Annotated in this window: 18 protein-coding genes; 13 read left to right on the forward strand and 5 right to left on the reverse strand. The window is 36.5% G+C overall.

The annotated features are described in order from the left end of the window. The first annotated feature begins 1 nt into the window (after position 1). The 3 genes from rhaD to EZV73_RS05720 all read left to right on the forward strand — a co-directional run bounded on the left by rhaD (position 2) and on the right by EZV73_RS05720 (position 4,518). Complete coding sequence (gene rhaD, locus EZV73_RS05710; RefSeq protein ID WP_240839169.1) at positions 2-781, forward strand: rhamnulose-1-phosphate aldolase; 780 nt, start codon at positions 2-4, stop codon at positions 779-781. Then, positions 782-3,238 carry an alpha-L-rhamnosidase gene (locus EZV73_RS05715; protein ID WP_240839171.1) on the forward strand — a complete coding sequence of 819 codons (2,457 nt, stop codon included), beginning with the start codon at positions 782-784 and terminating at the stop codon, positions 3,236-3,238. 77 nt (positions 3,239-3,315) lie between these two features. Further along, complete coding sequence (locus EZV73_RS05720) at positions 3,316-4,518, forward strand: glycoside hydrolase family 28 protein (protein WP_240839172.1); 1,203 nt, start codon at positions 3,316-3,318, stop codon at positions 4,516-4,518. 164 nt (positions 4,519-4,682) lie between these two features. On the opposite strand, the gene EZV73_RS05725 is transcribed toward EZV73_RS05720, so the two are convergent. Next, entirely contained in the window at positions 4,683-6,017 is a 1,335-nt protein-coding gene (locus tag EZV73_RS05725) for an MATE family efflux transporter (protein WP_240839173.1), read from the reverse strand. 67 nt (positions 6,018-6,084) lie between these two features. Here EZV73_RS05725 and EZV73_RS05730 point away from each other — a divergent pair, with 67 nt between their 5' ends. Next, a complete protein-coding gene (locus tag EZV73_RS05730; RefSeq protein ID WP_240839175.1) occupies positions 6,085-6,921 on the forward strand; it encodes a MerR family transcriptional regulator in 837 nt (278 codons plus the stop codon). Here EZV73_RS05730 and EZV73_RS05735 read toward each other — a convergent pair. From EZV73_RS05735 to EZV73_RS05750, 4 genes are all read right to left on the reverse strand, one after another. Further along, entirely contained in the window at positions 6,918-8,531 is a 1,614-nt protein-coding gene (locus EZV73_RS05735) for a diguanylate cyclase (protein ID WP_240839176.1), read from the reverse strand. The two genes, EZV73_RS05730 and EZV73_RS05735, sit on opposite strands and share 4 nt — an antisense overlap. Before the next feature lie 116 nt (positions 8,532-8,647). Beyond that, positions 8,648-9,658, reverse strand: a complete 1,011-nt coding sequence (locus tag EZV73_RS05740; RefSeq protein ID WP_240839178.1) for an aldo/keto reductase — start codon at positions 9,656-9,658, stop codon at positions 8,648-8,650. A 40-nt stretch (positions 9,659-9,698) separates the two neighbouring features. After that, the gene (locus tag EZV73_RS05745; RefSeq protein ID WP_240839180.1) at positions 9,699-10,406 is read right to left on the reverse strand and encodes a type II toxin-antitoxin system prevent-host-death family antitoxin; all 708 of its coding nucleotides are present in this window, start codon (positions 10,404-10,406) and stop codon (positions 9,699-9,701) included. A gap of 188 nt (positions 10,407-10,594) precedes the next feature. After that, on the reverse strand, positions 10,595-11,242 hold the full coding sequence (locus tag EZV73_RS05750; protein WP_240839182.1) for a transcriptional regulator: 648 nt from the start codon (positions 11,240-11,242) through the stop codon (positions 10,595-10,597). Between the two features lie 212 nt (positions 11,243-11,454). Between EZV73_RS05750 and EZV73_RS05755 the strand changes: the two genes are divergently transcribed. From EZV73_RS05755 to EZV73_RS05795, 9 genes are read left to right on the forward strand one after another with little or no spacing between them, the layout of a single operon-like run. Beyond that, a complete protein-coding gene (locus tag EZV73_RS05755) occupies positions 11,455-12,420 on the forward strand; it encodes an ornithine cyclodeaminase family protein (RefSeq protein WP_240839184.1) in 966 nt (321 codons plus the stop codon). Beyond that, positions 12,407-13,552: a membrane dipeptidase gene (locus EZV73_RS05760; protein ID WP_240839186.1), complete on the forward strand. Its 1,146-nt coding sequence runs from the start codon at positions 12,407-12,409 to the stop codon at positions 13,550-13,552. Before EZV73_RS05755 ends, EZV73_RS05760 begins: the two co-directional genes overlap by 14 nt. Before the next feature lie 17 nt (positions 13,553-13,569). Next, the gene (locus EZV73_RS05765; RefSeq protein ID WP_240839187.1) at positions 13,570-15,081 is read left to right on the forward strand and encodes an ABC transporter substrate-binding protein; all 1,512 of its coding nucleotides are present in this window, start codon (positions 13,570-13,572) and stop codon (positions 15,079-15,081) included. Positions 15,082-15,094: 13 nt separating this feature from the next. Then, positions 15,095-16,051 (forward strand): ABC transporter permease, encoded by a 957-nt coding sequence (locus EZV73_RS05770; RefSeq protein WP_240839189.1) that lies wholly within the window; start codon positions 15,095-15,097, stop codon positions 16,049-16,051. Next, entirely contained in the window at positions 16,051-16,938 is an 888-nt protein-coding gene (locus EZV73_RS05775) for an ABC transporter permease (protein WP_240839191.1), read from the forward strand. Before EZV73_RS05770 ends, EZV73_RS05775 begins: the two co-directional genes overlap by 1 nt. A gap of 8 nt (positions 16,939-16,946) precedes the next feature. Continuing rightward, positions 16,947-17,942, forward strand: coding sequence for an ABC transporter ATP-binding protein (locus EZV73_RS05780; protein WP_240839193.1), 996 nt, complete (start codon positions 16,947-16,949; stop codon positions 17,940-17,942). Beyond that, entirely contained in the window at positions 17,935-18,888 is a 954-nt protein-coding gene (locus EZV73_RS05785) for an ABC transporter ATP-binding protein (RefSeq protein ID WP_240839195.1), read from the forward strand. The genes EZV73_RS05780 and EZV73_RS05785 overlap by 8 nt, the downstream gene beginning before the upstream one ends. After that, positions 18,888-19,187, forward strand: coding sequence for a hypothetical protein (locus tag EZV73_RS05790; RefSeq protein WP_240839197.1), 300 nt, complete (start codon positions 18,888-18,890; stop codon positions 19,185-19,187). The genes EZV73_RS05785 and EZV73_RS05790 overlap by 1 nt, the downstream gene beginning before the upstream one ends. 12 nt (positions 19,188-19,199) lie before the next feature. Further along, a complete protein-coding gene (locus EZV73_RS05795) occupies positions 19,200-21,329 on the forward strand; it encodes a CocE/NonD family hydrolase (protein WP_240839198.1) in 2,130 nt (709 codons plus the stop codon). Positions 21,330-21,480: the final 151 nt, after the last annotated feature.

The following is a 21,480-nucleotide window of genomic DNA, read 5'->3' on the forward strand; positions in this document are numbered from 1 at the left end:
GATGGATATCATAAATAGATTTTGCAAAATGGCTTATGAGGGTCATTTAATGGGATGGCATGAAAGAAACGGCGGTAATTTAAGCTATAGAATGACATATGAAGACATTGATTCTATGAAAAAAGATTTTATTCAGTCCCAGTGGATAGACCTTGACGTGACACTAGATAATCTTTCTAATGAGTTCTTTATTGTGACAGGGTCAGGTAAGTATTTTTCTAATGTCATGAATTCACAGGATGCTATAGGCATCATCGAACTGAATGATTCGGGAGATGCTTACCGAATAAGATGGGGGCTTGAAGGCTCAAAGCCGACAAGTGAACTACCGACTCATTTGATGAATCACAGTGTTAAAAAAGCGCTTGGACACCGAGTGATTTATCATGCTCATACGACCAATGTGATTGCTTTGACATTTGTCTTGCCTTTAGAGGACAAGGTCTTTACAAAAAAGTTATGGCAAATGGCTACTGAATGTCCAGTTGTCTTTCCTGAAGGTCTTGGTGTGGTCGAGTGGATGGTACCTGGTGGTAGAGCGATTGCTGAAAAGACCAGTCAAAAGATGAAGGACTACAATGCGTGTGTATGGGCACATCATGGTCTCTTTTGTTCAGGCAGGGATTTCGATGAAACCTTTGGCCTAATGCATACAATTGAGAAGTCAGCGGAAATACTAATAAAGGTTATGTCGACAGGCATAAATATAAAAAATACCATTACAAATGATAACTTCAACCAAGTGGCTGAGGCTTTTCAAGTAGACTTAATGGAGATATAAATGATTACAGATTTAAGATGTCTATTTCAAAAAAATCCAATTGGGATAGATGAAAAACCTAAGTTATCATGGAAACTGAAAGATTTTATACAAACGCATTATCAATTAAGTTTATATGATGAAGATGAAACACTTATTTATCAGACCGGTAAGCTTTTGTCAAAAGAGAGTGTTCACATTGGTTTAGATTACGTCTTTAAGCCACTTTCTAGATATTACTTTCAAGTCCAAGTCTGGTCTGGTAAACAGTCATTTCTGTCAAAACTTGCATTTTTTGAAACTGGGATTATGGGCAAGTCTGAAGCCAAATTTATCTCTTATGGACAAACAGATATAGCTTGTATCATGTTCAGAAAACAGATAAAAATTAATAAGCCAATAAAAAGAGCAAGGCTTTATACGAGTGGGTTAGGGGTCTATGAGGTTTACATCAACTCAAAAAAAGTTGGAGACCATAAACTTGCACCAGGTTGGACAGAATATCAAGAATATATGACTTATCAAACTTATGATGTTACACATATGCTTGAAAGTATGAATGTACTTGGACTACTGGTGGCAGATGGTTGGTACCAAGGACATGTTTCAAAAAACGTCAAGCTTTATGGTCAGGAGAAAGCGGCTTGGTGTCAGCTCGTTCTAAGCTATCAGGATGGGGATACAGAAATCATCGGAAGTGATGAATCATGGGAGTCATCTTTAAATACACCTTTTATCCAAGCAGACCTTCAAAATGGTGAACACTATGATGGCAGAATAGAGCTTGATTGGTATAAAAATGACTTCGAGCCTGTAAAGACTGGTCTAGATCAGATGGAGACGCTTGTTAAAAATCCTAAGCTTATAGGTGATAACTACTCACCGGTTGAGATTTTAGACATAAGAAGCTGTAAGCTGATCTCCAAGAATAAAAACAAATCTATTTACGACTTTGGCCAAAACATGGTAGGCCTTTTACGCATAAAACTTAGAGGAAAATCAGGTGACAAACTTATTATTTCTCATGGTGAGATGATGGATAAAGACAAGCTCTACACTGAAAATCTAAGATCAGCTGAGGCCAAAGACATCTACATTGCAAAAGATGGCCTACAGACTTATGAGCCAAGATTTACTTTTCATGGCTTTAGGTATGCAGAACTTGAGACGGATATGGAAGTTATAGAAGTGAAGGGCCTTGTTCTTGGTTCAAGCTTAGAGACAAATGGCCATTTCATATGCTCTAACGAAAAGTTGAATCAGCTCTACTCCAATATTCTTTGGGGCCAGAAGGGTAACTTCTTTTCTATACCAACCGATTGTCCTCAAAGAGATGAACGCTTGGGATGGACTGGTGATGCACAAGTGTTTTCAAGAACGGCTATTTACAATTCCTTCACCTATGGTTTTTACAAACGTTACCTTAATGAAATGAAGCTTGCTCAAAGATCAGACGGGGCAATTTATGATATTGCACCTAAATCAGGTCATCATTTCGAAAAATGGGGTAATGCCGCCTGGGCTGACGCTTGTGTGATTATTCCTTATAATCTCTATCATATGTATGGCGATAAAAGTGTCATCTATGACTACTATAACATGATGATTAGATGGGTTAAGTATTACAGGGATTATAGAGAAAAATTAATTGAAGGTAGCCATATCATTGCATCCTGTCGTTATGGGGATTGGTTAGGTCCAGAAGAAACTCCCAAAGAGGTTGTTGCCACAGCCTACTACGCTTACTCTGTTAAGTTACTTTGTAAATTGGCTGGAGTGATTGATCATAAAGACCAAAGTATGTTAGAAGACCTACATGCATCCATAAAAGGTGACTTTAAAGACTATTTAACAGATCAGGATAAAATACTTGGTGACAGTCAAACGGCTTATCTGCTGGCTTATAAGGCTGACTTATTAGATGAAGACATCATTAGAAAGCATCTTATTAGGAAACTGAAAGATTCAAATAATCACTTAACTACTGGTTTTGTTGGCGTAGGTTATCTATGTCCAGTTTTAAGTGAGCTTGGCTTAGATGATCTTGCAGAAAAAGTTTTACTTAAGGAATCTTATCCATCATGGTTATACAGCGTTAATAATGGGGCGACAACCATTTGGGAAAGGTGGGATTCTTATACCCATGATAAGGGCTTTGGCAATGTAAACATGAACTCTTTTAACCACTATGCCTACGGGTCTATTGGTGAATGGTTTTATGGATACTTAGCAGGCATTAGACCATTAAAAGCTGGCTTTAAAGAGATTCTGATTAAACCATATTTAAAATCCGCCTTAGAGTTTGTAGATGCTTCTTATGAGTCTATTTATGGAAAAATTGCAGTTAAGTGGACTAAAATGAATGGTGTGGTCAAGTTAACAGTTCAAATACCGTCAAATACCCAAGGTCTTTTGATCTTAGGAAAAGAGAGTATCGAGCTTGAACCAGGTATACATGATTATCATCACAAGATATGAAAGATTTCCTTTTATTACGACAAAATGCAAGTAGAGTTTTAACTTACATTTTCTTTATGATTGTTTTGGAGGAAGATATGATAACAATAAATGATAAAAAACTAGAAGACTACACCCATGTGATACAAGATGCCTTAAATAAGGGCGGCACTGTGTATATAGAAAAAGGCCACTACAGAACAGGTCCTTTAGAAATGAAGTCTTATACGACACTTCACTTAGAAGCTGGTGCTGTGTTAGACTTTAGGTCTGATAAATCAACTCATGAAAGAGTATTTTCTCAGTGGGAAGGACTAGAACAAGAGGTTTATGCGCCACTTATTTATGGTAAAGACTTGGTTGATGTGGCTATTGTAGGCAGGGGACACCTAATCGGAAATGGTGGTTACTGGTGGCCGTTAAAAGACTATTTAGACTTTCCGAGACCAAGATTTATTTGTTTTGAAGACAGTGAAAATATCTTGATTGAAGGCATAACTATTAAAGATTCACCGGCATGGACAATAAATCCTATTAGGTGTAAAAATGTTGTTGTAGATAAGGTGACCATTTTTAATCCTAAGGATTCACCCAATACAGATGGTATCAATCCTGATTCTTGTAAAAACGTCAGAATATCAAACTGTCATGTTGACGTTGGTGATGACTGCATTACCATAAAATCGGGTGTAGAAGCTTCTAAACATAGGGTGCCGTGTGTGAATATAGCTGTAACCAATTGCACCCTTGTTCATGGTCATGGTGGTGTTGTAATAGGTAGTGAGATGTCTGGTGGCGTAAAAAATGTGGTCATCTCAAATTGCATTTTTGATGGTACGGATAGAGGTATACGTATTAAAACTAGAAGAGGCAGAGGCGGTATTGTTGAAGATATAAGAGTCACCAACATTATTATGAATGACGTATTATGTCCCATTGTGATGAACATGTATTATCACTGTGGTGAAGATGGCAAAAAGCCTATTGTCTCAGAAAAGAAAGCTTGTGAACTTAGTGATGGCACACCTGTTATCAGAAACATTCATTTGAGTCATATAAGTGCTAAGGAGGTTTCTGTTGCAGCTGGTTTTATAGATGGTTTGGCAGAAAGTCCTATAAAAAATGTGACCATAAAGGATTATTATGTGGTTATGAAGGATCATGCAGAAAAAGGGCAGGCTGCCATGTTATGTGGCCAAGATCAAATGTGTAAACAGGGTATGGTCATTAGAAGAACAGACAATATTAGAATTGAAGATTATAAGATAATCGGTCATGAAGGGGATTCGATTATAGAGTAAATTGGACGAAGTCTTCTTCGTCCAATTTTTTTGTGGTCGAAAGCATGGTTATAGGTTTGAATAAACTTTTTTAGAATAGAGAATGCTTGCAAAAGAGGCTTATAAAGATACAATGGACGCACATCCTGCGTCCACTTTTAATCGGTCTGAAACCTAGAGTTTGTCTATGCTACTCGTTTAAGTTGTTTATTGGAGATTATTTTATCTCTTCTTGAGAAGATGAGTACCATACCGAGTGTAATCAGTTCTGCTAGAGGGATGGTTAACCAGATACCATTGATTTTCAGAAACTGTGGCAATATCAAAATACTCGGAATCAAGAAGATAAATGATCTTGAAAATGAGATGATGGCAGATATTTTACCATTGTTGATGGCTGTAAAATAACCACTCATTAAAATGTTGATGCCGTTAAATAAGAATGCAATGGAGAAGATATGCATGCCATGTACAGCAAGCTCAGTCGTTCTTAAATCGTCTTTTACAAATAGCTCAATAAGGTGCTTACCGAAGCCTTGTAAAAATAAGAAGCTAACAAGTGAAAGAATGGCAATTGTAAGTGTTGATTTTTTCATAACATCTTTAATCATTTCTGTGTTTTTAGCACCATATGAGTAGCTGATAACAGGCTGAATACCCATTGAAAGTCCTAGGCTGATGGCAATGAATAAAAAGAGTATATACATCATAACAGAGTTGGCAGCAACACCGGGTGTGCCTGCGTACTTTAAAAGTGTGATATTAAAAAGTACTGCTGTTACAGCACCAGAAAGTTCTGTGACCATTTCTGAAGAGCCGTTGATGGTTGCTTCTTTAAGAAATGTCCATTCGAGCTTAGGCTTTTTATAGTATATCAACTTTGGTTTTCTAATAAAATGAACAGCACCAATAATAGCTGACGTAATGATACCGAGAAGCGTAGCGAATCCCGCACCTGCAATGCCCCATGAAAACTTAGCAACAAAGAGATAATCTAGGACAATATTGACTAGACCACCTACTACAGCAACGGCAAGTGAGAGTCCTGAACAATCATCGACTCTTAAGAAATATTCATAGCCAACTTTAATGCTTAGGACAGGTAGGGCTATAAAAAGTATAAGACCATAGGTCTTTGCATCTGCATAGAGTCCTTGAGTCACACCGAGAAGATTTAAAATCTGTTCTATAAAAATGATACCTAGTATACTGACTAGAATATTTGTGACTAAAATGACAAGAGATATGAGTGAAAACCTGTTAATGGCCTTTTCTTTATCTTTTTCTCCCAGTGCGATGGAGATAAGGGCTGAACCCCCTACAGCCAGCATCACAGTGATGGCAAAACCTAAATTATATATTGGATAAACCAAGTTCATTGATGCTAAGGCCTCAGTACCAACAAATCTTGCGACAAATAAACCGTCTACGATGGTATAGAGAGAAATGAAAACCATGGTTAAAACTGCTGGCATAACGTATTTAATAAATTCCTTATATGTCCACTTTTGACTAAACATATGTGACCTCCTTAGTTCTAAGTGTTATAATAAGGGATATAGTTACTATATGGTCAAGGAGAATTTTATGGAAATGAAAATTTTAATAGGAGATGTGGCCAAATATCACAATATTTCTAAGCAAACATTGATTCATTATGACCGCATCGGTCTTCTAAAACCGTCTATTGTTGAGGGTAATAGTTATCGCTATTATACCTTTGAAGACATTGATAAGTTGGATTTAATTATATGTTTGAAAGAAGCTGGCCTATCACTTAAGGAAATCAAGGCGTATATGGTCCAGCCTTCATTAGATGAAAGTATGGTTCTTCTAGAAAATCAAAGCAAAAAACTTGATAAAACCATCGAGAAGCTTTTACAGGTACAGTCAAGGATAAATAATAAAATATCGGAAATCAAACATATAAAAACAATTGACTTAAGTAAAGATATCAGGGAGATAAAAAAGCCTGAACGTGTGATTTTAAAGTATGAAATCATTAGAGATGAAAATGAAAAAGATAACTTCCTGGCGACACTTAAAGTATTTAGGGATTTTATTCATAATCATCCCATATATGATCCATATAGTCATTACATAGAAGGTGTTGTGATTAGTAAAAAAGACCTTGAAGCCAGAAGCATGAGTAATCTAGATTCGGTCTTTATCTTCATAGATACACCTGCTGGTGGTGAAAATGAAGTTGTTTTAGACGAGTGTTTGTATATATGTAAGCAGCACTATGGTTCATTTTCAGGTTTAGATACAACTTATGATGATCTCTTAGACTATATAGAAGAAGCGGGTTACGAACTTGCAGGTGATGCTATTGAGATCCCAATCATTACAACTTGGTCAGTAAGCTCTGAGAATGACTATGTCACAGATGTTCAAATTCCAGTAAAAAAGATCCGAACTTAGTTCGGATCAGTACAGTGGCAATAATCTATTTGATAACAGTTTTTACCTTCATCTTTGGCCCTGAAAAGGGCTTGATCTGCTTTTTGGAAAATCTCGGTGCTGGTATGTTTACATTTTCCTTTAGCGGTTGTAATGCCCATTGAAATTGAGACCGTGAGTTTTTTATCATAATCAGGAATTCCAATTCTAAGGTTATTGATAGAATTGACAATTCTTTCTGCAACAGGTTCTAAATTATCATTATCCACATCATACAAAACAATGACAAACTCATCACCTGCATACCTTGCTACCATGTCTAATGATCTTAAAACTTGCTCATTCAGTGTATTAGCGACTTCTTTTAAGACCAAATCACCTATTGCATGACCAAAAGTATCGTTGTAATACTTAAAGTTATCAATATCTATCACACAAACAGCTAAGGCATTATCATGTCTATAGATTAACTGTAATTTTTCTTCTATATACTCTTCAAAATATCGTCTATTATAAAGCCCTGTCAGCGCGTCTTTAATAGATATTTCTTTTAAACAATCATTTGACTGCTGAAGCTGATCTGTCAGATTATTAAGCGTTTCATTTTTTTCTCTTAAAACCTTACCTATGATGGCCTTATAAAAAGCATAGGATGATATGATCAAGATGATAAATAAGGCTATTATTATCTCTGCATTGTATTGCTTCCAAATACCTTCCATTGTGATGTCTTCTTCTTGATCAAATGGCGGTTGCTTTAATGCCCTCATCATAAGTTCCACATCTAGATAATTGGCTGGAATCGTAAATCCAGAAATGCCTACTTTATCTATATATTCCTGGTTTTCATCCATTAAGTAGAGCGCTGCAGCAACACGCTGGGCTTTGTGCTTTTCAATATGAGACAGAGCTATAAAGGGCCATTCAGGATATAGGGGTGTTGATATAAGCTGATTAAAATCTTCATAAGTTTGGCTGTTTAACACTAACAAATCATCTTCATTTATTTCACCGGATTTTATAAGACTTTCTATGACACCAGATCTGGCAAAACCTGCATCAGCTTGATCATTAAGAACCATTTGAACGGCATTAGAATGAGGCATACCTGTTAAGACAAAGTCAACTTTATCAAGGTCAATACCTATTTTTAACAGTTCATAAGCAGAAGCTTGGTAGCCACCTAGTGAAGATTGAGAAACTGCACTGATTTTCTTATTTTCAAGTTCTTCTAAAGTCTTTGGTGCATGCTGGGTATTCTTTGTAAAGATGACCCCGCCAAAACCAGACATTGGCTTGCCTTCATAAAGTTCTGTCAGTGTGGCAATAGCACCTGATAGTTCAAATTCCTGACCAATAGCAATATAGTGGGCTGGATTGGTTAGGATGTAATCAATTGACTTTGAGTTAATTGCCTCTTCAAACTCTGTATAGAAGAGGGCTTCCACACAGAAGGTCTGTCCACTGACTCTTTCAGACAAATAATCTGCAAGTGGCTGCCATTTATCAAGTGTCGCCTCTTTAGAATTAAAAGACAATATGCCAATGGTGTAATCATCTTGATCTTCAGCATAAACAACTGGTACTGAAAGCATCAAGACTAAAATAATTGTTAATATCTTCTTTATCATTTATAACTCCCTATAGATATTCATAACATATGTATTATACCCCAAAAGGAGCATTTGTAGTCAAAAAAATAAGAGTGCGATTTAATCACACTCTGTTATAAGTTTAAGAGTAATATTTATTCACCAAATACTTCTTTAACTTGCTTCATTTTTTCTATGATAGGTAGATGATATGGACACTTGCTCATACATTCACCACACTCAATGCATGCACCTGCTTTAACAGCTTGTTTAGCATAATACTTGGTTGCATATTCTGTCATTTTGTATCTTGTTAAATAGCCTTCTGCTATAAACATTGATGGAATATTAATGCCTTGCGTACACGGCAAACAGTAACCACATCTTCTACAGAAGTTACCATGAAGCTCTTCAACGATTTTATCAGCTTCAGTTTTTTCTTTTTCAGTAAAGACATAGTTGCCGTTGGCTACCTGAGCATTTTGATAGACTTCATCTACTTTTTCCATACCTGGAATAACTGCTGAAACATTTTTATTTTGTAAGATGTACTTGATACTTAAGGTACCATTTGTTATAGCACCACCAGCAATTGGCTTCATGCAAATGATACCAATGCCTCTTTTGCCTGCTTTTTCAAATAGTTCTTCAGCTTGTCTTTCTACAAGATTGTATGGAAACTGGATTGTTTCAAAAGGCATGTCGTCTACAAGAGCCATCATTAAATCTACACTGTGAGCTGTGATACCGATATGACCAATTTTACCAGCTTCTTTAGCTTCAACAAGAGCTCGATAAGCACCATTTGGTCCCATAACGTGGTTGTAGTCGTCCATATCTTTTACAAGATGTAATTGATAAAGTTCAATGTAATCGGTTTGTAAATTCTTTAAAGAAGTTTCAACTTCTTCTTTCATAGCCTCATAATCTTTGGCCATTGATTTGGTTGCTAAGATGAACTTGTCTCTTTTACCTTTTAAGGCATTCCCTAAAAAACCTTCTGAAACGGTATAACCTCTTGCAGTGTCAATGAAGTTAATACCGACACGTTCCATTTCAGCTACAATTTTGATAACTTGGTCTTGGTCAACTCTTTGAATTGGAATACCACCAAAACCAACACTTGTTACTTCTAAACCTGTTTTCCCTAACTGTCTTTTTTCCATAACGCCCTCCAAAAGTAAGTATAGCACTTTAGACTTATTCTTAGAAGACCTGGCTTAAATCAATTTTGAAATCTGGATATAGAAAAGACTCAAGTATTTCAGGTTTCTTAAAGGAGTTTGTTTTAAGTATTTTAGAATCTTCAAAGTAGTAAATGAAGATTAAGTTTTGATCAGGATCAACTACCCAGTATTCTTTAATACCAGTAAAAGTATATAAGTCTAGTTTTTTAAGCATATCTTTAGACCTAGTAGAAGGTGAAAGAATCTCAATGACCAGTTCTGGTATACCCATGTACTTACCGTCTACTCTATTTTCTTTATCACATATGACCATAATGTCTGGTTGTACGACGCTGGTGTTTTGGTCATTTTCATCTCTTTTAAGACGAATATCTAATGGTGCATTGTATATACCACACTTGTGATCTTTTAGGAACTCAAGAAACTTAGCTGATAGCTTAATGGAAATATCTTGGTGTTCAAAGCTTGGTGAAGCAAGCATAAAGACTTCCCCATCAATGAGTTCATACCTAAAGTCGCTTTCTTCGGTAAAAAGAATAAATTCTTCATAAGACATTTTTTTGTTGGCGACATAAAGAGCTTCTTCCTCTCTGATATAATCGTCTGACAGTTTAGCTATTTGAGCAACAGACCTACCATTCTTTGTGATGATAACTTCATGGCCGTCTAGTGCGTATTGCAGGTACTTACCAAATGAGTTTTTGACATCTGTGGCTGTAATTTTCATTTATCCACCTCCTTAGCTAAAGTGTAAAACAAAATGGCTATTTAGTCAAATTAGCTAAAATTATTCAGATAAATGTTTACCATAGCTAAAATTATTTTATGAAGAAAGGTTGGACAAATTAGTGAAACAGAATTTAGGAAAATTGTATGCCATAAGAAAAGCTCCAAGAGACTGAGTCTCCTGAAGCTTTATTTTCTAACTTCATCTAGGTAGCTGTAAAGTGTGTACTTTGAGATGCCAAACAAGTCACAAACCTTGTTGCCTGATTTAGTGATTAAGAAGACACCTTTTTTATCTAAATAAGAAATAGCCTTTACCTTGTCTTCCTTATTCATTAGAGGTACTGGTTTACCTACATATTCCACACATTCTTTAAGTGATGTATCAAGAAGTTCGTTGACATCGTTTACAAAAACTTCGTTTTCAACTTTAGGCGATGCAGCTTGCGAGAAATTATTGAGTGTATTTGCAGCATGTATAAAATCAGTCATATCAAAGTTAATACATAAAGAACCGATGATATTGCCTTCATCATCTTGGATCATAGCAGAAGAAGATCGAAGTGTCTTACCGTCTTTTGTCATGGTTGTGTAGTTATGAATACCACCATTGACTTGTAATTCTTTAGAATCTTCATTCAGTTTTTCAAGACCCATATTGGTGATGGAAGAACCGACTTTTCTGCCTGTTACATGGCCGTTTTCTACAAGCTTTATACTGTTTTCATAACCATCTGAAAAATCATGCATGACTACTTCACAACTGCTTCCAAATTGAGCAGCGATTGCTTTCACTATATTCTCAAATGTTTTAATTTCATCTTTAATTGACTTCATATTCCTAATACTCCTTTGTGTGAACGGTAATCACATTTATCATAACATATTTAATTAGCTCTTGTGAAGAAACTAAAAAAAAGTTATTGGTAATAAAAAATAATTTGATAAATTGTCAGAATATTATTGACAAATTATAAACAATAAAATTATAATGAACAAAACATAAAAATTTTTTAGTGCGCATGATAAAATTTTAGGTAGGAGGATAAATGTTAATCATAAATGAGAAACAAGTCAGTGATATTCTTCATGAAGATAATACTAGAAAGCTGATGGAGGAAACGCTTGAACTGGTATCTCTAGGGGAAATAAAGCAGACACTTAGGACAGCTCTTCATTTGAATGCTAACAATGTTTTTGGTTTGATGCCTTGCCATATAGGGGCTAAAAATATTTTTGGAGCTAAATTAATTTCAGTTTTTCCGGAAAACGGAAAGAAGGGATTAAAGTCGCATCAAGGATCCATTGTATTATTTGATGGATCTACAGGCGAGATGCTTTCAATAGTAGATGCAGATGCTATTACAGCAGTAAGAACTGCAGCAGTATCTGCTGTTGCAACGGATCTTTTGGCAAGAAAAGATTCATCGATACTGTCTATATTAGGGGCTGGTTTGCAAGGTAGGCAACATGCAAAGGCCATTTGCAAGATTAGAAACATTAAAAGAATTCAGATATGGGATAGCCATTATGAGTTTGCAAAGAAAGTTGCTAGAGACTTATCAATGAGTTTAAATATTGAAACTGTAGCCTTTGAATACGCCAAAGAGGCAGTGTTCAAAGCGGATATCGTTTGTACTGTAACTGTTCTTAGAGAACCAATTATAAAAAGAGCCTGGTTATCAGATGGTGTTCATATCAATGCAGTAGGTGCTTGTACACCAGATGCTAGAGAGATTGATGCTTTAACCATTAAAGAAGCTAAGGTCTTTGCAGATTCTAGAGAATCTGCCCTTAATGAATCCGGTGATATTATCATGCCGATCAAAGAGGACTTGATAGATAAGAATCATATTCTTGCTGAAATTGGTGAAGTTATAGGAGGCAAACATCCAGGAAGAAGTTCATCTGAAGAAATTACCTTGTTTGAATCTTTAGGTTTAGCATCTGAGGATATCGTTGCAGCTAATTATGTATATGAAACAGTGAAGGGGGATAAAAGTGAAGTTATTTGATTTTAAACTAACAGAAGAAGAAGAGGTATTTGCAAAGCGTATTCATGACGATTCTATAGTCATTGACATGCTCTTTCAAGGTCCAATGTCACCTTATGCAGTACCTAAGCACATAGAAGAACAAATAGTAAAAGAAGCTGAAGAAAAGTTTGGTGATGACATGGGCCTTGTTTCATATTCCGGTAGCAGACTGATCGACTTAGCAATAAAGGGTGATTTACCAGAGTTTAAACAGGAATGGTACGACTCTGGTTTAACAGCAGGTAATAGACAACTTGGCCTTGGGGATATGAGTCAAATAATTGGTTCTATAGGATCTATTGAAAGACAATTTGACCACTTCGATTGGCTTGTAAAAGCGACTAAGGCTGAGCATATTGAAGAGGCAAAGAAAAAGGGTTTAAAAGCAGGCATTGTTTCTTGTCAGGAAACCCTTGGTCTAGGCAAAGACTTAAAGTTATTGGATGCACTATATAACTATGGCTTAAGGGTTGTTCAACTAACTTATAATAATCAAAATTATGTGGCTTCTGGCTGTGGTGAACCTGACGGATCAGGTGTATCGGTATACGGTCAGAAGTTTATAGAAAGACTCAATGAGCTAGGTATTGTTGTAGATACAGGGCACTGTAACAAGCAAACAACTTTAGATGCCTGTAAATATTCAAAAACACCAGTGATTGCTTCACATACTGGTGTGGAAAATGTCTATCATCATATGAGATGTAAGAGTGATGAAGAAATTAAAGCCATAGCAGAAACTGGTGGTGTGATTGGTATCTTTAACATGCCTTGGTTTATTCATGAGGATCCGAAGAATTCGACATTAGAACATTTCTTGGATCATGTGGACTATGTGGTGAATCTCGTTGGTGAAGATCATGTTGGTATAGGGACTGACTGGCCAATGACTGATATCTTACCAACATTAAAAATCTTCAAAGAAAAAATTGCTCATACCATGGGCTTTAAAAAGGGTGATGGTCCTTCAACGGAAGTCATTGAAGGATTAGAGACCTATGGTTCTTTTATAAACATAACAAGAGGTCTTGTTTCAAGAGGCTATAGTGAGGAGGCGATAAAGAAAATCATTGGTGGTAACTGGATGAGAGTTTTTAAAGAAGTTTGGTAATTAATACGGGGGGAAAAATGAAAAAAATACTAGCATTAATGATGATTATGAGTTTAATCTTAGTTTCGTGCGGTGGTGGAGAAAATACGAGTACGACTAGCCAAAATGCTGAAGACAAAGTTGAGGTCGCACAAGATTTAAGGGTAACACTAAATGGTATTACAAACACAATGGACGTTAATATAGCAAACTATACAAATACATCTACAATTATGTATCAGGTTTTAAGTAATCTAATTTATTTTGACGAAACTTTTTCAATGAAACCAGAAGTTTTGACTTCTTGGGATCAACTAGATGAAAATACATATGAGCTCGTTATAAATCCTGATTATATGTTTCATAATGGTGAGCCTGTAACGGTAGAAGATGTTCAATATTCCATTTTGAGACTAGCCGATATTCCACAGACAGCTTCTTCTGTAGAGAATATTAAAGATATCACAATTGTAGATGATAAAACTTTAAAAATGGTAACGATAAATCCAGAAAATAACACTATGAGAGGCATGGCTAATATCGTTGTTGTGCCTAAGAAATTGGTGGAAGAACAAGGAGACAAGTATTGGGAACATCCTGTCGGCTCAGGCCCATTTGAATTCGTATCTTTTGTTCCAGGTCAGGAAGTAGTCATTAAAAAGTGGGATGACTATCCATTTGAGAAGGCAAAACTAGATTCAATTACTTTTAAAAATATAGAAGATGCAACTAGTTTGTATATTGCTCTTGAAACAGGTGAGACGGATTTTATCAACAAGGTTCAGTACTTGGATCAGCCAAGAGCTGAAGAGCATGAAGATATTAAGATTCAGAAGGTAGAAACCGTAAATACTGGCTTTATAGCCATGAATGCATCTAAGGCACCATTTGATAATGAACTTATTAGAAGAGCTGTAGCATTTGCTACTGATAAAGAGTCAATGGCCCTCTTATCTGGCGACGCTGTAGTGATAGATTCTATGGTTCCTCATTTTGTAGAAGGTTATCATTCTGCAGATACAGTACCTGTTTATGATGTAGAAAAGGCAAAAGCACTTCTTAAGGAAGCCGGTTATGAGAATCTCTCAATCACTTGTTCAGCCTATTCTTCAGATACAGCAAGAATTGAGTTGTTACAGGCTGATTTGAAGAAGGTTGGCATTGAGATGAATATCGAAATCCTAGAATTTGGCGTCTTTCTTGATAAAGTCATTAACCAAGACTATGAACTTTTATTCGGCTCATGGGGTAATACAAATGGTGATGTAGCTTCTATGCTTGACTGCTATACAGAATCTTCGTGGGGAGAAAGTAATATTGCCTTTTACTTAGACCCTGAAATGGATCGTTTACACAAGCTTGCTGTTGAAACGCTGGATCATGATGAAAAGATTGAGGCTCTGAAAGATATACAAGAACTTGCAGGTCAGGCATGTTCTATGGTACCTACAACATCTGGTTTGACTTGTTATGGCATGAAGAAAAATCTACATGGTGTTGGATTTATACCTTCAGGTATACTTGATTTTTCTAAAGCTTATTTAGAGTAGACTAGGAGGATTCATGAGTAGATATATAGTCGGAAGACTATTTCAAATGATACCGGTAATTTTAGGTGTTACATTTGTTGTATTTGTTATTTTATCATTGTCGCCGGGAGATCCGGCGCAAATGATACTTGGTCAACAAGCTGAAAAAGAAGAAATTGAATTGATGAGAGAACAGTTGGGACTAAACGACCCGATTGTTATTAGATATGTTAAGTACGTAGGTAGAGTATTACAAGGCGATCTAGGCACTTCATACTCTACCAAGGAGCAAGTATCTGATATGATCTTGCAAAGATTACCTGTAACTCTCTTGTTATCGTTTACATCACTCTTTGTTACCCTGCTGTGTGCAATTCCACTTGGTATTCTCTTAGCAGTTAAACAAAATACCATGTTTGATGATGTTATGAGGATTCTTTCACTGGTTATTGCAGCTATGCCATCCTTCTGGCTAGGGCTCATGCTAATAATCTTGTTCTCTGTTAAGTTGGGATGGTTACCAGCTAATGGTATGGAGACACCACTCGCTATCATTATGCCTGTTATATGTATGTCGGCTGCTGGTATTGCAGTAAATTCAAGATTAACAAGAGCATCTATGTTAGACGTTATTAGGCAAGATTACATTCGCACAGCCAGAGCAAAAGGGGTATCAGAGAAGACCATCCTAAGAAAGCATGCTCTAAAGAATGCACTTTTACCTATGGTGACAAGTATCGGTATGGCTATTGCTGGCTCTTTCGGTGGATCGGTTTTAATTGAAACCGTATTCGGCATTAATGGTCTGGGCAAGTTGATTGTCAATCAAATAAGACAAAAGGATGTTCCTACCATAATGGCAAGTGTTCTCATTACAGCAATAATCATTGCAGTGATGAACTTATTAACAGATTTAACTTATGGTGTAATTGATCCTAGAATTAAATCACAGTTTGTTAAGAAAAGAAAAGCTGTAAAGGTAGGTGCCTGATGGAAATAGCTGCAAAAAATCAAGAAAAAAGAATTAAGAAAAAAAGCTTGTGGGCAGATGCATGGCATCGAATGAAGAGAAACAAATCTTCTGTAATCGCTATGGTTTTGTTAGGCATGATATTTTTAACAGCCATACTTGCGCCTGTTCTTATCGATTACGATACGGATGTAGTAGAACCAGATATGAGAACCAGACTTCAGTTTCCTGCAGAAGGTCATGCTTTAGGCACTGATGAGCTTGGAAGAGACATATTTTCAAGAATTTTATACGGTTCGAGATTTTCATTATCTGCTGGTATATTAACGGTTGTATTTTCATCATTTATTGGAATTACAATTGGCGCAGTTGCTGGCTACTACGGTGGCTTGTTCGATACAATACTTATGCGAATGATGGATATATTACTGGCTATACCAGGCATGCTGTTAATGATTACGATTGTTACTGCACTAGAACCTAACTTTATGAACCTAATAATTGCTATGAGTATATCTAGCATACCATCTTCATCTAGAATGATAAGGGTTCAGGTCATGAAAGTTAAAAATCAAGAGTTTATTGAGGCTGTTAAAGTATTAGGAGCGTCTGACCTACGAATAATTTTGGTCCATATTCTTCCAAATGCAATCAGTCCTTTGATCTCTTCATATGCTATGGCTGTAGCGGGTGGTATTATGGGCATTTCAGCCATGAGTTTTCTTGGTCTTGGTGTTCAACCACCAAATCCAGAATGGGGAGCCATGCTTTCATCAGGAAAAGCCTTCATCAGGGATGTATGGCATGTAACAGCCTTCCCAGGTATTGCAATCGTTATTGTTGTTGTGCTTCTAACTCTTCTTGGTGATGGCCTAAGAGATGCACTCGATCCAAAAATGAAACGTTAGGGGGCAATTTGGAGAATATAATAGATGTAAAGAATTTGACTGTAAAGTATTTTACAGATGAAGGTACAGTCCATGCAGTTAACGATATATCTTTTGAGATTAACCGAGGTGAGACACTGGGCCTTGTAGGTGAAACTGGTGCTGGTAAAACAACAACAGCACTCAGTTTATTAAGACTGTTACAGTCACCTCCAGGAGAAATTGTAGATGGAGATATTGTCTTTGATAAAGATCACATACTTACCTTAAGTGAAGATCAAATGCGACTTGTTCGTGGCGGTAAAATATCCATGATATTTCAAGACCCAATGACAAGTCTCAATCCAGTATTAACAATTGGCGATCAAATTGCAGAAGTGATTCAGATACATATGAATTGCGGGGGGGCAGAAGCCAGGATAGAAGGTGAAGAAATGCTTGAAAGAGTTGGTATTCCAAAAGAAAGATACGATGAATATCCTCATCAATTCTCAGGTGGCATGAAACAGAGGGTCGTTATTGCAATTGCCTTAGCCTGCAAGCCATCACTTCTTATAGCGGATGAACCTACTACTGCTCTAGATGTGACCATTCAAGCCCAAGTTATCGAGATGATGAAGGATTTACAAAAGCAAATTAATACAGCCATGTTGTTGATTACCCACGATCTTGGTGTTGTTGCAGATTCTTGTGATCATGTGGCCATCATGTATGCAGGTGAAATCATTGAGAGCGGCTCGTTAGAAGATATATTCGATAACCCCTGTCACCCTTATACAAATGGCTTGTTCGGCTCCATTCCAAGTCTGGATAAAGATGTGAAAAAGTTATCGCCTATTACAGGTGATGTAGCTGATCCAACTCATTTACCGACGGGTTGTCATTTTCACCCAAGATGTAAATATGCAGAACCGGTATGCAAGAATAAAAGACCTATGGTGACATCCATCAATGACACTCATCAAGTAAAATGTCTAATCTATGAATCCTTATTGCAAACAAGGGAGGTAGTCAAGTATGTCTAAGTTTGTAGAAGTAAAAAACTTAAAAAAATATTTTCCTACTCCTATGGGCATGTTGCATGCTGTGGATAATCTAGATTTTTCGATAGAAAAGGGAAAAACACTTGGTATTGTTGGTGAATCTGGCTGCGGTAAGTCTACAACAGGACGCCTGTTAACTAGACTTCACGAAGCAACTGATGGTGAAATCTATTTCGATGGTCGCGAAATATCAACATTAAAGGGCAAAGAGCTTAAGAATATGCGAGAACGTGTACAGATTATTTTCCAAGACCCATTTGCTTCATTAAATCCTAGAAGGACTGTTAGTGATACGATTGAAGAACCTTTGATTATTCATAAGGTGATTAAGAATAAAGCTAAGAGACGTGAAAAAGTACTTGAACTCATGAATATGGTAGGCCTATCAGAGAGATTGATTAATGCTTATCCTCATGAGTTAGATGGTGGTAGAAGGCAAAGAATTGGTATTGCTAGAGCACTAGCGCTAAATCCAGATTTTATTGTGTGTGACGAACCTGTTTCAGCGCTTGATGTGTCTATACAAGCTCAAATTCTAAATCTTTTAAACGACTTGAAAGAGAGACTGGGACTCACTTATGTCTTTATCACACATGATTTAAGCGTTGTTAAGCATTTCTCAGATGAAATCATGGTCATGTACTTAGGGGAGATGGTAGAAAAGGCTTCTGTTAAGCAGTTGTTTTTAAATCCTAAACATCCTTATACAAAGGCGCTATTATCTGCGATACCAGTACCATCTATAAGAAATAAAAGGGAGAGAGTCGTTCTAAAGGGGGAAATCACTTCGCCTATTAATCCGCCGCAGGCGTGCAGATTTGCACCTAGATGTATTTATGCGACAGATAAATGTTTTAATGAACTTCCTGAAATAACTAAGATAGATGATGGACACACTGTAAGATGTCTGAGGATTGGTGAGATATAATGGAGATTGAAGAGATAAGAATTCATAATAAGAAACTATTGGCTTTTAAGACCATTTTACCTGGCAATGAGGATAAGGGTGAAATGTATCTTATTAAAGGTGATTTAGGTTATGCCATGTGTGCAATTATGAATGAGGAACGCGTCAACAAAAGTGGTGCAGCTGCATTTGTCATGCCTGCATTTACATTAGAGGAAGCTTTAGATTGTGAGATAAGCTTTGTAACAGATAAAGGGAAATCAATGGGGATAACAAAAGGTATGGTTGCTAGGGATGGACTGTATTTATTATGTAGATAAAGGAGTAACAGAATGGAGAATTATTTAAAGAATCAGAAGTTTAATCTGTATCATGGTGGTGTTTACTATGGTCAAATTGTCTTTGCAGATAGGCAAGTTGATGTTTTACCAATGGATAGAAAGAGTCGTGTTCAGTTAAAGGAAATTCCTCTCAAAGAAGCAACAGATTTTAAATGTCTAACAAATTTAGAAAATATTTTTGAGAATTTAGATGCATATGCTAATGAAAGTTGGCATGAGGAGAAAGTCAAGTTATCTAATGGTGCAAATTATAATAAATATAAAGTACTAGAAAGTGATGGCTTAAAAGCAACGCTTTGGGCAAGAAGAAAACTAGAAGTAGGCATGCGTTCTGGACAGAATATTGATGTTCTAACTTGTGATGATAAAGTAATTGGATTTATTATGACTGGTAGAGGCACAATGGAGATCTTAGTAAAAGAAGGTTATGAAAAAGTGACACCACTTTCTAAGTACGACAACCTATCACCAGCAAATTATGGTATTGACTATCTGGGTAACCAGTTTGTAACTACAAGAGATGGTTTTAAATTAGCAACGGATGTCTTTTTACCTTTTCCGAGAAAATCTAATGAAAAAGTACCGGCTATTGTTATCAGAACTTGTTATGGTAAAGATAGAAGTCATGAAAGAACAAGTCACTGGATCAACAGAGGCTATGCTGTTGTTGTTCAGGATGTAAGAGGTAGAACTAACTCTGAAGGTGATTTAATTGTTTTCTCACATGAAAGAGATGATGCTTATGATTTGTTTGATTGGATTAAAGATCAGGAATGGTCTGATGGTAATATCGGTATGTGGGGTGCATCTTATTTAGGTTATACAACAACTACAGCTGCAACGGGTGGTCATCCTAACTTAAAGACTGCTATTTCTGAAGTTAATGTGGGATCACCATTTTATGATACAGCTAGACGTGGTGGTACTATTTGTTCATGGCCGCTATTATCATGGACTTTGGCTCAATCTGTAGCAAATAGAGTGAGCTTTGACATTTTTGCAGGACTTGTCGCAAAGCCAGAAGAAGTATGCAAAATGAGACCTCTTAAAGACATTCCAAGGCAAGCCTTGGGTATAGAATCAAAACCTTGGTCTAGATGGGCAGAACATTATTATTATGATGACTTTTGGAAGTTTTCTGATAACACTTTACATGCAAAGAATATCAATATTCCAATGCTTATCATGTCTGGTTGGTATGATGGTGATGCTCTTGGTGTACAAGAAACATGGCGTTTCTTAGAAGAACATGATGTACCAGGCAGAAGAATTGTACTAGGTGCATGGCCACATGGTCTGAATGCATTTAGAGATTGTAGAGATCTTGAGTTTGGTGACAATGCCATTGATTATGATTTTGATACAAGAATCGTTAGATGGTTTGACCACTACTTGAAAGGCATTGAAAATGGTGAAAACAAACAGCCGCGTGCCATGTATTATGTGGTTGGTGAAAATAAGTGGCGTACATCAGATACTTGGAATCCAGCTGAAAGTGAGTTAGTGAACTTCTACTTCTCAAGTGGTGGCAAGGCGAACTCGCTAAATGGAGATGGCAAGGCCGATTTAGAAGCTAAGGATAAAACTGGCTATGATGAGTATGTTTATGATCCTCATAATCCAATTGGTACTGATGGTCATGTAGAGCCGTATATCTGTAATGATATTCAGCTTAGACAAGACTGCTTATGTTATGATACTGATGTTTTAGAAGATGATTTGACCATGGCAGGAAGTGTATATGCAGAATTCTATGCATCATCAAGTGCAGTGGATACAGACTTTATTGTAAGGGTATCTGATGTTGATGAAAAAGGCATTGCAAGAAAGATTTCTGACAATGTTATTAGAGCTGAGTTTAGAAATGGCTTTGATAAACCTGAAAAACTTGAGCCTGGTAAAGTAGAAAAGTTTGAGATGGAAATGTATTTTAATGCTTATGTATTTAAGAAGGGCCATAAGATTAGATTTGATGTCACATCATCTAATTATATGGAGTTCTTCCCTAATACCAATACAGGTATCAATCCATATGACGATCCGACTCCTATATTAGCGACCCAAAAGATTTATCATGGTAAAAAATACCCTTCTCATGTTAAATTACCTATTTTGAAATAGTATTGAAAAAGCTTAGTTGATCGAGAACTAAGCTTTTTTATTGGTTTGAAAACTGGGTTTTCATAAGTAAGGAAGCACTCGATGTGCTGAGTTCTTATTTTGTCATTTTATCATGCATTTATTGGGGAATACTGGGTATATATCAACTGAT

The organism is Acidaminobacter sp. JC074 (assembly GCF_022496765.1).
In the GTDB taxonomy this organism is placed as follows: Bacteria; Bacillota; Clostridia; order Peptostreptococcales; family Acidaminobacteraceae; genus JABXKX01.